The sequence below is a fragment of the Larkinella rosea genome (genome assembly GCF_003858635.1).
GTDB classification, from domain to species: Bacteria; Bacteroidota; Bacteroidia; order Cytophagales; family Spirosomataceae; genus Larkinella; species Larkinella rosea.
Window position 1 is genome coordinate 373,756 of sequence record NZ_RQJO01000010.1, and the last position, 14,890, is coordinate 388,645.

Consider the following 14,890-nt stretch of genomic DNA (forward strand, 5'->3'; position numbering starts at 1 on the left):
GGCGGTTTGATTCATGTCAGCACGTAAACCTTCTTTTCAACCCCTTGCCTCGGTATATATTTCGGGCCTGATTTTTCTTTCTCTTTTCACCCTGAACAGTTGTACCGATCCTAAAAAAACCGGTTCAGAGGCCACGGCGACCGGTTCTACCCAGGAAATTCCGGCTTTATTTGAACGTCGGGGCGAATTAGCCAAGGCCGTTGAATGGCCGCGAACCCGGGCAAAAGTCGATGATTTACAGAATAAAATCCGAAAAGAACCGGGCGATGTAAAGCCCCGTTTGCAATTGGCGGTTATTTATTTGTCCGAAGCCCGGATTACCGGTGAACACCCGTATTACTACCCGGCCATTCTGGCGATTCTGGATGGTGTGCTGGCGATGGACCCGAAAAACTTCGAGGCCACGACGTTTAAATCATCCGTGAAGATGTCGCAGCACCAGTTTGCCGAAGCCCGCGAACTGGCCGAAAAAGCCCGGCAACTCAACCCCAGCAATGCTTACGTCTACGGCGTGCTGGTTGATGCCAATGTGGAGCTGGGAAATTACGATGAAGCGGTTGCGATGTCGGATAAAATGCAGCAACTAAAACCGTCGCTGGAATCGTATTCGCGGGCGTCCTACCTACGCGAAATTTACGGTAACTACCCGAGTTCAATTGAAGCCATGAAACTGGCCGTTCAGGCCGGATTACCCGGTTCAGAACCGTACTGCTGGAGTAAAAATATCCTCGGTCACCTGTACGAAACCACCGGCCAGTTGGACGAAGCCGAAAAGCAATACGCTGGTATTCTGAGCGTTCGGCCCAGCTACGCTTTTGCGCTGGCCGGGCAGGCCCGGATTCAGAAAGCCCGCAAGGAATACGCAAAAGCGCTGGCAACGCTGGACAAAGCCGCCGGCATCATGCCCGAATTTTCGTTCCACGAAGAAATGGCGGAGATTTTTGCCTTGCAGGGCGACAGGGAAAAAGCCCAAAAGAAATTTGCCGAAGTGGTCACCATGCTGAACGAAGATGCCCGCTCGGGTCACACCGTCGATCTGGAACTTTGCAAACTCTACACCAAAACCGGTCAGCTGGATTCGGCGAAGGTGTACGGCTTGAAGGAATTCGGGAAGCGGCCGAAAAATATCGACGTCAACCATGCATTGGCCTGGGTTTATTTCAACCAGAACAACCTGGAGAAAGCGCAGGAACACATGCAGATAGCGCTGAAAACCGGTAGCAAAAATCCAGAGCTGCTGCAACAGGCCGGAGCGATTGAAGTTGCACTGGGACACGTCGAATCGGGAAATAAACTGGTTGCCCAGGCCCGGAAGATCAATCCCAATGTGGTACTTTAGCGGTATTGGTGCCATTTGCCAGAGAATTCGACTTGTATGAAACTGACGCTCTACGTCCTTTTATTGGTCCTGATGAGTTTCAGGGCTTTTGCCCACCTGGGTAGTGTTTCGGGAACTATCATCGACCAGTCTACCAATCAGCCGCTGCGCGGGGTCAGTGTGCAACTGACCGGTTTGGGGAAAGGAACCGTCACCAACGAATTAGGACAATACCGCTTTGTGGGTTTGGTGGCGGCTCCGTACAAAATCGAAATTTCGCACATTGGTTTTAAATCCCTCACGGTTTCGGTCGATCTAAAGGATGACCAAAACGTGACGTTAAATATGGTATTGGCTCGCTCTCCCATCGAACTGAGTGAAATTGTTGTTTCGTCGCAGCAAGCTCACGACCAGCAACTGATTAGCAGTCTGGACATTAAAATGCGGCCCATTACCAACTCGCAGGAAATTTTGCGGATGGTGCCGGGTTTGTTCATTGGTCAGCACGCGGGGGGTGGCAAAGCCGAGCAAATCTTTTTACGCGGTTTCGACATCGACCACGGCACGGACATCCGGTTGACGGTAGACGGCATGCCGGTCAACATGGTTTCACACGCCCATGGTCAGGGATACGCCGACCTGCACTTTGTAATCCCGGAATTAATCGAAAAGGTCGACTTTAAAAAAGGGCCATACAATACCGAAAAAGGCAATTTTACCACGGCTGGCTGGGCGGATTTCCGGACGCGCACGACGCTCGACAAAAGTTTCGCTAAACTCGAGGTCGGCCAATACAATACGTACCGGGCGGTTGCCGGGCTGGATCTGTTAGGGCAGCGGGGGCGGGCAAAAAATCAATCGGCCTATCTGGCGTCGGAATATTCGTATTCCGATTCTTACTTCGACCATCCGCAGCATTTCAAACGGTTGAATGTGGTGGGTAAATACCACGGCCACCTGTCGCCCAACACCAATTTGACGCTGACCGGTTCGACCTTCTGGAGCAAATGGAACCATTCCGGTCAGATTCCTGACCGGGCGGTGACCTCCGGCCTGACCGGTTTTTTCGGTTCCGTCGACCCAACCGAAGGCGGAGAAACTAGTCGGACCAACGTCAATGCGGAGCTGGTGACGGTTACACCCAAAAACTACACGATCAAAAATCAGCTCTTTTACAGCAATTACAATTTCGAGTTGTATTCGAATTTTACTTTTTTTCGCGAAGATTCCATCAACGGCGACCAGATTCGGCAGAAAGAACGCCGGAATCTGTTTGGCTACAACGGCAGTATTTCCCGAACCGATTTCAGCGGCAACACCCGGTTTACAACAACCGCCGGGCTGCAATACCGTCAGGATTTGACGCGTCACACCGAGCTTTCGCACACCAAAAACCGGGTTGAAACACTGGAACGGCGGCAATTTGGAAACATCAATGAACTCAATGCCGGTGTTTACCTGGACGAATTGATCCAGTTTTCTGATCATTTTTCCCTCAACGCGGGTGTTCGCCTGGATTATTTTCGCAATCAATATGACGATTTAATTCCACCAACCAGCGTCCCGAAACGGGCCGACGCGGCCCTTGTTTCACCCAAATTCAATCTCTATTATACCGCCAACCCGCGGCTTCAATTGTATCTCAATACCGGTAAAAGCTTTCATTCCAACGATACGCGGGTGGTTGTTCCGCAAAATGGCAGGGATATTTTACCCCCGGCCTACGGTTCTGACCTGGGTATCATTTTTAAACCGTTTCCCAAACTGCTGATCAACGCGGCTGGCTGGTACCTGTGGCTACAGCAGGAATTTGTGTATGTGGGCGACGAAGGAGTGGTCGAACCCAGCGGAAAATCGCGTCGGTACGGTGTCGATCTCTCGGTTCGCTACCAGTTGACCCATCATTTGTACGCCGATCTGGATTTGAATACCGCCAAACCGCGTGCCATCGGTGTCGAATCCGGTCAGAACTATTTACCGCTTGCGCCCACATTCACTTCAACGGGTGGCCTTACGTTCCAGAATGCCGGGCGATGGAGCGGTTCGTTGCGCTATCGCTATATGGGAAACCGTCCCGCAAACGAAGACAATTCGATTGTCGCTCAGTCGTATTTTGTAACTGATTTACAAGTCAACTACACCCGCACGAAGTACCAGTTTGGATTATCCGTTCAGAATCTGCTGAACACCCGCTGGAAAGAAACGCAATTTGCCACCGAAAGCCGGTTGCGGGGCGAAACCGCCCCGGTAGATGAGATTCACTTTACGCCCGGAACACCCTTTTTTGCCCGTTTAAGCTGGACATTTTTCTGGTGAGTTCATTCATCCAAAAAAACAATCTCCCAACGATGACTTTTTAAACCGAATGGCCTAATTTTTGCTATTTTCTATGCATACCCGTATGGGTAGGACAGAATTAAAGATACAGCCCGGCCGATCGAGTCGGGTTTTGTTTTAATTTTTAGTACACTTGCACAAACAATGCCGATCCTGTGTAAATTGGGCTGGACAATGCAGTGAGATGTTTTCCATAAATAGATCCGTTCGTGTATGACTAATTTATTCAGCAAAACCCGTGAAACCGTAATTGCCGGTCAATTTAAAAGCCAAACTACTTTATTTTCAATGACGCCGACAACCCGGTTTGAGCGGAGATGCCACATTCTGTACGAATCCTATAACCGATTCATCGATGATGGCGAAAAGCTCCTGGCTGCCGATATCCTGGGCATCCTGAAGGATGTCCTCGATGACGAAATCAAAGCCCTAAACACGCCCGCTATTTCCAATAAGTAATTCCCTGGCAACGGAAATCGTACACAACAGCTGCGTCTTCGGTTCGCTTACGAATGGAAGTCTGAAATTTTATTGTGCATTTCTTCCGCCAGCAACCGGGTCAATTCGCCCGCTGAAAGTTCCCGGCCCAGACTCGCGGCCTGCCCGGACCACAGGGAGGTGAAGTCGGCCAGACCCGACGGCTCGGCTTTCGCCCGGAGCGGCATTAACGCTCCACCAGCGAGCGGAAACTCCGGAGCATCTGCCGACAGCGGTCCAGCTTCCCGAACAAGGCGGTTGACAACTCCCCGCGCCGGACGCCCCGTAAACACGTTCGTAATGGCCGTGTTGTTGTCTTTTACGTTGCGTAATGCCTGTCGGTACAAAGGCGAAATTTCCGCTTCGGGACAAAACAGGTAGGCGGTTCCGAGCTGAACGGCTGACGCCCCCAACACCAGGGCCGCAACCATGCCGCGCGCATCGGCAATGCCACCGGCGGCAATGACCGGTATGTTCACGGCATCGACTACCTGCGGCACCAGCGCCATCGTACCCACCTGCGTAGCCATAGTATCGCTCAGGAAGTTTCCCCGGTGGCCGCCCGCTTCCGCACCCTGAGCAATGATGGCGTCGCAGCCTTCGCGTTCGAGCCAAACCGCTTCCTCGACCGTCGTGGCCGATGACAGCACCTTCGCTCCAGCCGCCTTGACCCGCGTCAGCAACTTCTGGTCCGGAAGGCCAAAATGGAAGCTCACCACCTCGGGCCGCAGTTCTTCTACCAGGGCGCACAAATCCGCATCGAACGGCGCACGGCTTGAGGTTGGAATGGGCTCGTTCGGATCGATTCCGAATTCGGTGTAATAACTTTCCAGCCGTTTTCGCCAGCGGTTTTCGCGATCCTGATCGACCTTCGGCGATTGGTGACAGAAAAAGTTGAGATTGACCGGTTTAGCGGTTTTCTGCCGGATCAGCTCGTATTCGTGCCGAATCTGGTCGATGCGCAGCAGGGCGCAGGGCAGCGAACCCAGCCCGCCCGCTTCCGAAACCGCAATTGCCATTTTCGACAAAACCGATCCCGCCATCGGCGCCTGAATAATCGGCAACTCAATGCCCAGTAGCTCCTGAATCCGGTTGTCCGGCCATGTATTTGTCATCGTTTCTAGGTGTTGCTTTGGGCAAAAATAGCATATTAAATTTTACAGCCCACCGGTTTTAACCGTGGGTTGAAATCGTCCAACAACCCTTCATTTAACGAACCGTTTTAACGGTTTTGGTTGCCAAAAACCGGTATAATCATTGTCCACCAGCGTACAAAGGCTGTCCAGAAACGGACATGGATTTTACCCAAAACTGGCCCAATTCGCTCAGAAAGGCTGTATTTTCAGTTTGGCAAAGCATTTGTTATACATTTACACAACTAATTCTGCTAGAACCATGAAAGGAACCTATCTGGGCGAGTTTGAAGAAGTCGTACTCCTGTCCGTAGCCATCCGTTCCGGCGACGCGTATGGCGCGGCTGTCACCACCGAAATTGAACGGCAGATGGGGCGTTCCGTTAATCTGGGAGCGGTTCATTCGGCCCTGCACCGGTTGGAAGAAAAAGGACTGGTGTCTTCAAAACTCGGTGGCGTCACGCAGGAACGCGGTGGTCGCCGGAAACGGCTGTATTCGGTCACGGTTGCCGGGCGCCGGGCACTGGAAGAGATCCGCCAGCTTCGCAATCAAATGTGGGATTCCATCCCGAATACCGCCTGGAGCTGAAAGAAAATTACCAATGAAAAATGAATAAGCTGACTTACAGTTCATTGTTAATTATTCATTGTTCATAAAATAGTAATGAATATGAAACCAAGTCCGCCCCGCTGGGCAAAGCGGTTTTTACACCTGTTCTGCCCGGCTTACCTGGTCGAAGAAATGGAGGGCGATCTGGAGGAGTTGTTCGAGCAGCGGATTCGCCTGATTGGCGCCCGCAAAGCCCGGCTCCGCTACGTTCGGGATGTGCTGAGTCTGGTGCGTCCTTCCCTTCGAAAACAAAAACCGCTTGAGCATCCATCACCTTTTCTATTTCGCCCTGCCATGCTTCTCAATTATTTCAAAATTGCCTTTCGTACCCTGCTCAAAAACAAGGTCTATTCCGTGATCAACATCGCGGGTCTGGCCACGGGAATGGCCGTAGCCCTGCTGATTGGTTTGTGGATATGGGATGAAGTGTCGTTTGATACGTACCACCCAAATCGGGATCGGCTGGCCTACGTGATGGCTACCCAGACCTACAACGGCGAAACCGGAACTTACAACAGCATTGTCGTACCGCTTGAAAAAGAGCTCCGTTCGCTGTATCCGGCCGATTTTAAACGCCTTTCGATGCTCTGGGCCAGCACGAACGTTCTGGCGGTCGGCGAGAAAAAGATTGCCCAGCCGGGCATTTGGGCCCAGCCCGATTTTCCCGAAATGCTGACCCTCAAGATGCTGAAAGGCAGCCGCGAAGCCTTCAACGATCCGTCGTCGGTTTTGCTTTCGGAATCCGTGGCAGCCGCGCTTTTCGGCGATGACGACCCCATCAATCAGGTGGTGAAAGTAGACAACAAAACGAACATGAAAATTGTGGGCGTGTATCAGGATTTACCGCCGAATACGACCTTCCGCGACGTTCGCTTTGTGCTGCCCTGGCACAATATCGCCAACTGGTGGAACACCCAGGATAAGGACTGGCGAAATCACGGCTGCTCGCTGCTGGTGCAGGTCAGCGATCGGGTCGACATGAGTCAGCTTTCCGCTAAAATCAAGGACATTGTTTTACCCCACATCAAGGAAATCGAATATACCTCGCTGAACCCCATGGCGCGCTGGCATCTGTACAGCAACTTCCGGACTGGTAGAGTCGACGGCGGCCGGATTCAGTTCGTCTGGTTATTTGGGATCATCGGCGTTTTTGTCCTGCTGCTGGCCTGCATCAATTTCATGAATCTGAGCACCGCCCGGAGCGAGAAACGAGCCAAAGAAGTCGGCATTCGCAAAGCCGTCGGGTCAATGCACAGCCAGCTGATCGGGCAATTCCTGAGCGAATCGGTGGTGGTGGCTTTCGTGTCGCTGGCATTCACCCTGCTGCTGGTTTTGGCCACCCTGCCCTTCTTTAATCGGCTGGCCGACAAAGCCATCAACATCCCTTGGACGAATCCGGTTTTCTGGCTATTAACGATCAGTTTCACCCTGTTCACCGGTTTTATTTCGGGAAGTTACCCGGCCTTTTACCTGTCCAGTTTCAAGCCAATCAAGGTGTTGAAAGGCGTGATGCGGGCCGGGCGTTTTGCGTCGCTGCCCCGCAAGGTCATGGTGGTGGTTCAGTTTACGGTTTCCATCACGCTGATCATCGGCACGATCATCGTTTACCGGCAAATTCAGTACGCCAAAAACCGCCCGGTTGGTTACAGCCGCGAGGGCCTGATTACCATCGCCATGAATACGCCGGAACTAAACAGCCATTACAACGAATTACGGGCCGCGCTGGTCGAGTCGGGGGCCGCTGTCGAAATGACCGAATCCAACAGCCCGCCGACGCAAATCTGGTCGAATAACAGTGGTTTTAGCTGGAAAGGCAAAGATCCCACCACCGACCCGTTGTTTGGCACCATTGCCGTGACGCACGATTTTGGCAAAACCGTAGGCTGGAAAATCGTTGCAGGCCGGGATTTTTCGCGCGATTTCACGACCGATTCCAGCGCTTTTATTTTGAATGAAGCTGCCGTAAAACTGGCCGGTTTTGCCGATCCGGTCGGCAAAGTCATGCGCTGGAATGGCCGCGATCACGTCGTTACGGGCGTCGTCAAAGACATGGTGATGGATTCGCCGTTCCAACCAACGGTTCCGACCATCTTTCTGGTGGATTACGGCTGGCTGAATATGATTATCGTGCGGGCGAACCCCGCCCTGTCCATCCGTGATGCGCTGGATAAAATGGAACCGGTTTTCAAAAAATTCAATCCCGGGAGTCCGTTCGAATACAAATTCACCGACGACGAATACGCCCGCAAGTTTTCCGACGAAGAGCGCATCGGCAACCTCGCTACGTTTTTCGCCATTTTCGCGATCTTCATCAGTTGTCTGGGATTGTTCGGACTGGCGTCGTTTGTGGCCGAACAGCGGACCAAAGAAATCGGCGTTCGGAAAGTGCTGGGCGCATCGGTTTTCAACGTCTGGGGCTTGCTTTCCCGGGACTTCGTGGTGCTGGTAATCATCTCATGCCTGATTGCCGTTCCATTCGCCTGGTATTTTATGAACAGCTGGCTGAAGCAATACGATTACCGTTCGGATATGGCGTGGTGGATTTTTGCGGCCTCCGGTTTGGGTGCACTGCTCATTACGCTCTTAACGGTAAGCTATCAGGCCATTCGGGCGGCTTTGGTGAATCCGGTCAAGAGTCTGCGGACGGAATAGAGCAGCCGGTTTTCACAACCGAATTAAAACATTGAGCGTCCGGATCGGCAGGGTCACCGCCGAATCCGGACGCTTTACGTTGTTTTTTCCGTTACTCATTTCAGCGGGCGGTTTCTTTGTACCCATTCGGCCAGAGACGGTTTCTGGTCTTCTGATTCAATCGAATGAACCGATGAAAATTTCCCTGCTGATCCTCCTCATTCTGACGGTTTTTCTGTGCTGCACCCATTCCGTCGCTCCCGAACCAGCCTCCAAAACGTATGATTTCTCGTCCGTCGACCGGTTTATCGACGAAAATACGGCGGTGTATCAGGATAGCATTGCCGTGCTGGTTTCGCAGAATGGAAACGTGATTTATCAGAAAGAACACAACCTGACAATCGACACCAAACGGCTCATCGCTTCAGCCTCCAAATGGCTTTCCGGTGCGGTCATCATGGCGCTGGTCGATGAGAAAAAACTGGCGTTATCGGACTCCGTTGGCAAATTTCTGCCCATTTTCACCCGATACGGAAAGGGGAACATTACCATCCGGCAACTGTTTTCGCATACGGCCGGTTTTCCGGGCGATTCACCTGAAAAATACGAATACCGACGCGACTTGACGCTGGCGCAGGCCGTCGACTCGATTGCGGTTCATACCCGGCTAACCAATCCACCCGGTGCGGTTTTTCGGTACGGTAGTGCCAGTATGCACGTGGCCGGGCGCATCGCCGAACTGGTTTCCGGAAAACCATGGCAGTCGCTCTTCAACGAAAAAATGGCGGTTCCCTGCGATTTGCGCGCCACCTATTTACTGGTCAATCTGCGAAACCCGCTGATTGCCGGTGGCGCCTGGACCAGCGCCCGCGACTACCTGAATTTCCTGGAAATGATCGTCAATAAGGGTAAATTTCGTGGCAAGCGCGTTTTGAGCGAGCAGGTTATTTCGGACATGCTGAGCGATCAAACCCGCGGAGCGACGATTCAGGCAACACCCTATCCGGCCAATCCGTATTCCCACAACCCCGTAGCCAGCGTGCGGTACGGCATTGGAAACTGGCTCGATGTGGTGGATGCGTCAGGCAAAGTTTTGGAAAGCAGCAGTCCGGGCCTGTTCGGGGCGCATCCGTGGCAGGATTCCAAAAATCAGGTGGCTGGCATTATTTTTACCCGCACCACCACCCGGCAGAGCGCCGTGACGAGCCTGAAAATCCGGGAAATGATTCGCAACATCATTGAAAAATAAACCGTTAGCGTTGCTGCGGTTTCATAAACCGGTTGAATTCCAACCCCTGCCCGTTCACCGCCGTAACCACCAAGGTATCAACCCCTTTCCCGGAAACCACCACCGACTTGCGGGCGTCGCCATTCACCAGAAAACCGCTTTCGCGGGGCAGCAGCGGTTTAAAATGGCCGTGACCGTCGCCCAGCAGAACCAGTCCGAACGAGGCATCCTGCCGCCCCATGTTGACTTCGTTCGGGTAGAAATTCCCGGTCAAAACCGCATCCAGCTTGCCATCGTGGTTGACATCCTGCGGAATGATTTCAAAAACCGGTGATTGCTGCGCCATCCGGGGCAAGGGTGTTACCTTAAATTCGCCGTTGCCCCGGTTTTCGATGTAAGCACTTTGCAGATAGCTAGCCTCGGCCTGATACGCGCCGTCAAGGTCTTCTTTCGTCAGTAATTCGTCGAATGTAACCTTGGCGTAATCGGCGTAACGCTGGTATTTCCGCCGAAACTGAATGACCTGCTGGTTCAGGGCGTCGCGGGGAATGGCTGGATACCGAACGCCTTTGATGAAATACCCCATCAACGGATCGAACGTGCCGTCCTTGTTGAAATCTTTCGCAATGATCTTGATCGGCTCCTGTTCCGACGCCCGATACAACGTATTCAACCCCTCATTACCAGCGATGTAATCCAAATCGCCATCATTGTCAAAATCGCCCTGTGCGAGGCAGTTCCACCAACCTTCGGAATGAGCGAATGAGTGACTGAGTGATTGAGGGTCCGCCGATGCGGTGAATGTTTTTCCGGAATTATTCTTTAATATGGTTATTGGCATCCACTCGCCAGCAATCAGGAGGTCGGGCCACTTGTCGTTGTTGGTATCCGTCCAGAGGGCGGTGCAGACCAGTCCGGCATTCAGCAACGACGGACAAAACTGGGCAGTTACGTCCGAAAACCGAGTTTGGCCGCTCTTCGTGTCGTTGCGCAACAAATAGCTGCGGGTGGGAAGCGGGTATTGTCCGGGGATTTGCCGACCACCGACGAACAAATCCAGGTCACCATCGCGATCGTAATCAGCCGCAATAACGCAGGACCCGCTGCCCGACACATCTGGTAAGGCGTTTGGCGGAGCCGCTGCAAAATCGCCCTTCCCGTTGTTCAGATACAACTGATCCTGGTAAAACGCTTTTTCAGACGCAGGTCGCTGTGCCCCACCCGCAACAACGTACAAATCCAGATCGTTATCGCCATCCGCATCAAACAGCAAAGCCGCCGTATCGTCGTGACCGGTATGAATCGGGAACGCTTTTTTGGTAAAACCGCCTACTGGATTTCGAATCAGGAAACAGGCTTCGCTCCCCCGATACGTTCCCCCGACAAAGCAATCGTCCAGACCATCGCCGTTGACATCTCCCGAAGCCAGCGCAAAACCGCTGCGCGACAGCATTTTATGCAAGGCCGCCGTTTGCTTGAAATCCACAAAATCCGACCAGCGGTGCTGAAAATCCGGTGAAACCTGGCTGGTAACATTGGCAAACAGCGGTTTTTCGGGCGTAACAACAGGACGGATTTCGTTCTTTTTCGCCCGATCAAAGCGAAGCGTCAGGCGTTGATCTGCCTTGATCCGGTATTGTTTTTCCGACAAACCGCCCGGCCATTCCACCAGCAACGAATCAATCACCGCCGACTGGCCCAATCCAAAATGCAAAAGCGGCTCGACGGACGACTGAAAACCGCGTACCACCGAAACTTCGGCATACTGTATTTGTCCCTTCGTCCAAAGCGCCACTTTACCACCAATGCCCTGCCGGTTTTCCGCATTCCCTTCCAGTTTAACGGCCAGGTAATGCGCCGGTTTCAGCTCCTGCGCCCGGTTTTGGTAAACCAGGGCTTCGGAGTCAACCGTGTTGACAACCAGGTCCAAGTCACCGTCGCTGTCCAGATCGGCATAGGCCGCGCCGTTGGAATACGACAGGTTGTCCAGTCCCCAGCTCTTTGAAACATCAGTAAACGCCAGATCGCCCGCGTTGCGATAGGCATAATTCGGCACCTTCACCTCGGGCACTTTCCGGATCAACTCTTCCCGCTTTTCCTTCTGAAATTCCGTCGTTCCGAAACCGGAAAACTCTTCGGTGAACGAAATGAAATCCCGGTCGGTAACATCCCGGCGGTAGCCATTCGTGATGTACAGATCCTTCCGTCCGTCGTTGTCGTAATCCGCCATCAGAGCGGCCCAGCTCCAATCGGTTTTGGCGACCCCCGCCAGCAGGCCGATCTCGGAGAAAAGCGGCAGCGGGGTCTGGCCCAAAGGGGATGAACCTGCATCCGGTTTTGCACCTTTGTCCGCTGTCCCGGCCTGCCCCACGCCCAGATTCAGTTGCATCGAATTCCGCATGTACTGCATCTGGTAGCGATATGGTTCGGAAATGCTGAGTTCCTTGCGGTCGTAATCCTGCCCTGCCAACATCTTTTTCTGACGCGCATTTTCTTCCGGCAACATGTCGAGCTGGAAAATATCGGGCAAACCATCGTTGTTGAAATCGGCCACATCGACGCCCATGCCGTACAAACTGGTGTGCGCCGTCGACTGCCGGATGACATTCGTAAACGTCGGATTGTCAGGATTCTGCCTGCCCGTATTCAGATAGAGCATATCGCTGCTGATGAAATCGTTGGAGCAGTAAATGTCGGGATAGCCGTCTTTGTTGAGGTCGCTGATGGCCAGGCCCAGCCCGAGTCCTTCGTAGACAATTCCGGCCTGCTTGGATATGTCCCGAAAAACCGGGTGACCTTTTGGTCCAACGCCTTCGTTTCGGTAGAGTTTACCGGTGCTGGGGTACGAGCCGTCGTTAATCGTAGCCCGCAGGTAATTCGGATTTTGCAGATCGGGGCCGGTATTAAGCAAATAGGCGTCGAGATCACCATCGAGATCGTAATCGAAGAAGGCGGTTTGGGTGGTAAACGACGCATCCGCCAACCCGTATTCGGCGGCCATTTCCTTAAAAACCGGTGTCCCACCTTTACCGCCCTGATTGATAAACAGCAAGTTTTCGGAATGCGGCAACGCCGTATGTTTGGCCGCACTCACGTAGATATCCAGCCAGCCATCGCCGTTGACGTCGGCCATCGAAACGCCCGTGCACCATCGGCTGGTCGTCAAACCCGCTGCTTCGGTGACATCTTCAAATTTCCATTCCTGGGTCGCTGGGTCGATGTGGTTGAGGTACAACCGGCAACTGACCTGGTTCCCACCGAAAAAAACGTCCGGTCGGCCATCGTTATTCACATCGCCGATTCCGACGCCACCGCCGTTGTAGAAATTGGTGAATGTAAACGCGTTTAACTGGTCGGTTTGCTGGAGCGTATTGGCAAATGCAATACAGGTTTTTGTACCCGGAAGTTGCTCAAAAAGAGTCGGTTCCGATTGCTGGCACGCCGTACAGAACACCGCCAGACTTGCAATGATCCCGAATAAAACGGAGGAAAAACGCATGGATTTCACTGGCAAAAACCGGTTGCTGAAAATGAATAAAGCGAGGAGCCGTCGGTGTCCTACCGTTGCTCCTCGCTTAACTTTTAAAACATTCGTGCGAAATTAATAGCCCGGATTCTGATCGGTCGGTTCAATTTTCGGGTTATTATCCACTTCCTGCTGCGGGATCGGCAGCAATTCATGTTTGTTTTTCTGGAAATAAGCAAACGGCTCGGTTTTCAGTTTACCCGCTTTCCGCCACCGCAGAATGTCGCGGTTCCGGATTTGCTCCCCGCTCAACTCGACGCGACGTTCGTGCATAATAGCGGCAAACACCTGATCTTTCGTACCAACCGGGTAAGCCGCCGTTGGATACGCGGGCATCGCCACACTCTTGCGGGCGCGAACCATGTTGAGGTATTTCACCGCTTCGGCGGTGGTTCCGATTTCGTTTTCCACTTCGGCCATGGACAGCAACGTTTCGGCGTAGCGCATGATCCGCTGGTTGATACCGCCGGTCAGGAACGTCTGATCCGTTTTGTACATCAGCGAGAATTTCCGCCAGCTGATCTTGATGGTTTTTCCGTCGACCACCGACGAGTTACCGTTCTGGGCCGCATCCGTCAGCACATTCTTGTCGAGATTGTACTTGTCGCCCGTTGCATAAAACGATTTGGAAAACCGGGGATCAAAACCGGTAGCGGTTTTCTCAAATTCGTTCAGCAGACTGTTGGAAGGAATGACGTTCCGCCAGCCGATGCCCGAATACTCCTGCGTCCGCACGGTTTCGGTTCCGGCCGTTGCGCCGTTTCCGTCGCCGTCCCAGTTGTAGTTCCCCCCCGACGGATAGAAATTAATTTCCCAGATCGACTCCTTGTTGAATTCGGCTTCTTCGGTAAAATTATCCGAAAATTCATCCACCAGACTGTAGGTACCGGACGAAATCACTTTCTGGAGTTCGGTTTTGGCATTCGTATAATCCGCCTGTTGCAAATACACCCGGGCCAGTAACATCTGGGCCGCCCCTTTGGTGGCGCGACCCAGGTTATTCGCATCATAGGTAGCTGGTAATGCTTCTTGTGCCGCTTTGAGGTCGGCAATAATGAAATCGTAAACTTCTTTTTCCGTCGAGCGGGGCAACGAGCCTTCCACCGCCGTCACATAGGTTTTATACAGGGGTACACCGCCCCACATCGTCACCAGATCGAAATACGACCAGGCACGCAGGAAACGGGCTTCGGCCAGCAGCCGGGCTTTGTCAGCCGCCGGGATATCGGACACTTTCCCGGACAGATCCAGCACCACGTTCGCCCGGTGAATCAGGCGGTAGAAGCCCTGCCAAACCGCTCCCATCACGGAGTTGCCGGTATCGTGGCTGCCCAGCAGCAACTGGTTGCGGGGGGTTTCAAGCTGACCACCACCGGCGGCCACGTCGTCGCTGCGCAAATCCTGGAGGAAAAACCACTCCCGCGAGGTGAGCGCGTTGGCCTTTGCCATGGCATAAACCGCATTGACGGCACTGGTCAGTTCAGCTCCGTTTTTGTAAAACGTATCAACGGTAACGCCGTTGGGGTTCAATTTGTCCAGATCACTTTCCTGACATCCTACCACCAGGCCCAGAAACAGAATACCGGATAAAAGAAATTTATTTTTCATTGGAATCTTTCGTTTAATACTG

Annotated in this window: 9 protein-coding genes; 6 read left to right on the forward strand and 3 right to left on the reverse strand. The window is 52.9% G+C overall.

Annotated elements, in window-relative coordinates; all coding sequences use genetic code 11:
• Positions 1-13 precede the first annotated feature (13 nt).
• The 3 genes from EHT25_RS22420 to EHT25_RS32760 all read left to right on the forward strand — a co-directional run bounded on the left by EHT25_RS22420 (position 14) and on the right by EHT25_RS32760 (position 4,114).
• Positions 14-1,339, forward strand: a complete 1,326-nt coding sequence (locus EHT25_RS22420) for a tetratricopeptide repeat protein (RefSeq protein ID WP_229311746.1) — start codon at positions 14-16, stop codon at positions 1,337-1,339.
• Between the two features lie 36 nt (positions 1,340-1,375).
• Complete coding sequence (locus EHT25_RS22425) at positions 1,376-3,634, forward strand: TonB-dependent receptor (RefSeq protein WP_124877403.1); 2,259 nt, start codon at positions 1,376-1,378, stop codon at positions 3,632-3,634.
• A gap of 309 nt (positions 3,635-3,943) precedes the next feature.
• Positions 3,944-4,114 (forward strand): hypothetical protein, encoded by a 171-nt coding sequence (locus tag EHT25_RS32760; protein WP_185731452.1) that lies wholly within the window; start codon positions 3,944-3,946, stop codon positions 4,112-4,114.
• Positions 4,115-4,161: 47 nt separating this feature from the next.
• Here EHT25_RS32760 and EHT25_RS22430 read toward each other — a convergent pair whose 3' ends face one another.
• A complete protein-coding gene (locus EHT25_RS22430; RefSeq protein ID WP_124877404.1) occupies positions 4,162-5,247 on the reverse strand; it encodes an NAD(P)H-dependent flavin oxidoreductase in 1,086 nt (361 codons plus the stop codon).
• A 280-nt stretch (positions 5,248-5,527) separates the two neighbouring features.
• On the opposite strand from EHT25_RS22430, the gene EHT25_RS22435 reads away from it, so the two are divergent.
• The 3 genes from EHT25_RS22435 (at position 5,528) to EHT25_RS22445 (ending at position 9,755) form a co-directional block, all read left to right on the forward strand.
• A complete protein-coding gene (locus EHT25_RS22435) occupies positions 5,528-5,854 on the forward strand; it encodes a PadR family transcriptional regulator (RefSeq protein ID WP_124877405.1) in 327 nt (108 codons plus the stop codon).
• A gap of 81 nt (positions 5,855-5,935) precedes the next feature.
• Positions 5,936-8,527, forward strand: coding sequence for an ABC transporter permease (locus EHT25_RS22440; RefSeq protein WP_124877406.1), 2,592 nt, complete (start codon positions 5,936-5,938; stop codon positions 8,525-8,527).
• Between the two features lie 172 nt (positions 8,528-8,699).
• Positions 8,700-9,755 carry a serine hydrolase domain-containing protein gene (locus EHT25_RS22445; RefSeq protein WP_124877407.1) on the forward strand — a complete coding sequence of 352 codons (1,056 nt, stop codon included), beginning with the start codon at positions 8,700-8,702 and terminating at the stop codon, positions 9,753-9,755.
• A gap of 4 nt (positions 9,756-9,759) precedes the next feature.
• Here EHT25_RS22445 and EHT25_RS22450 read toward each other — a convergent pair whose 3' ends face one another.
• Together EHT25_RS22450 and EHT25_RS22455 are read right to left on the reverse strand one after the other, a co-directional pair.
• Positions 9,760-13,233 carry a VCBS repeat-containing protein gene (locus tag EHT25_RS22450; RefSeq protein ID WP_124877408.1) on the reverse strand — a complete coding sequence of 1,158 codons (3,474 nt, stop codon included), beginning with the start codon at positions 13,231-13,233 and terminating at the stop codon, positions 9,760-9,762.
• 102 nt (positions 13,234-13,335) lie between these two features.
• Complete coding sequence (locus EHT25_RS22455) at positions 13,336-14,868, reverse strand: RagB/SusD family nutrient uptake outer membrane protein (RefSeq protein ID WP_124877409.1); 1,533 nt, start codon at positions 14,866-14,868, stop codon at positions 13,336-13,338.
• Positions 14,869-14,890: the final 22 nt, after the last annotated feature.

Coding starts and splice junctions, on each gene's coding strand:
- EHT25_RS22420 (WP_229311746.1), top strand. CDS start 14: ATGTCAGCACGTAAACCTTCTTTTCAACCCCTTGCCTCGGTATATATT.
- EHT25_RS22425 (WP_124877403.1), top strand. CDS start 1,376: ATGAAACTGACGCTCTACGTCCTTTTATTGGTCCTGATGAGTTTCAGG.
- EHT25_RS32760 (WP_185731452.1), top strand. CDS start 3,944: ATGACGCCGACAACCCGGTTTGAGCGGAGATGCCACATTCTGTACGAA.
- EHT25_RS22430 (WP_124877404.1), bottom strand. CDS start 5,247: ATGACAAATACATGGCCGGACAACCGGATTCAGGAGCTACTGGGCATT.
- EHT25_RS22435 (WP_124877405.1), top strand. CDS start 5,528: ATGAAAGGAACCTATCTGGGCGAGTTTGAAGAAGTCGTACTCCTGTCC.
- EHT25_RS22440 (WP_124877406.1), top strand. CDS start 5,936: ATGAAACCAAGTCCGCCCCGCTGGGCAAAGCGGTTTTTACACCTGTTC.
- EHT25_RS22445 (WP_124877407.1), top strand. CDS start 8,700: ATGAAAATTTCCCTGCTGATCCTCCTCATTCTGACGGTTTTTCTGTGC.
- EHT25_RS22450 (WP_124877408.1), bottom strand. CDS start 13,233: ATGCGTTTTTCCTCCGTTTTATTCGGGATCATTGCAAGTCTGGCGGTG.
- EHT25_RS22455 (WP_124877409.1), bottom strand. CDS start 14,868: ATGAAAAATAAATTTCTTTTATCCGGTATTCTGTTTCTGGGCCTGGTG.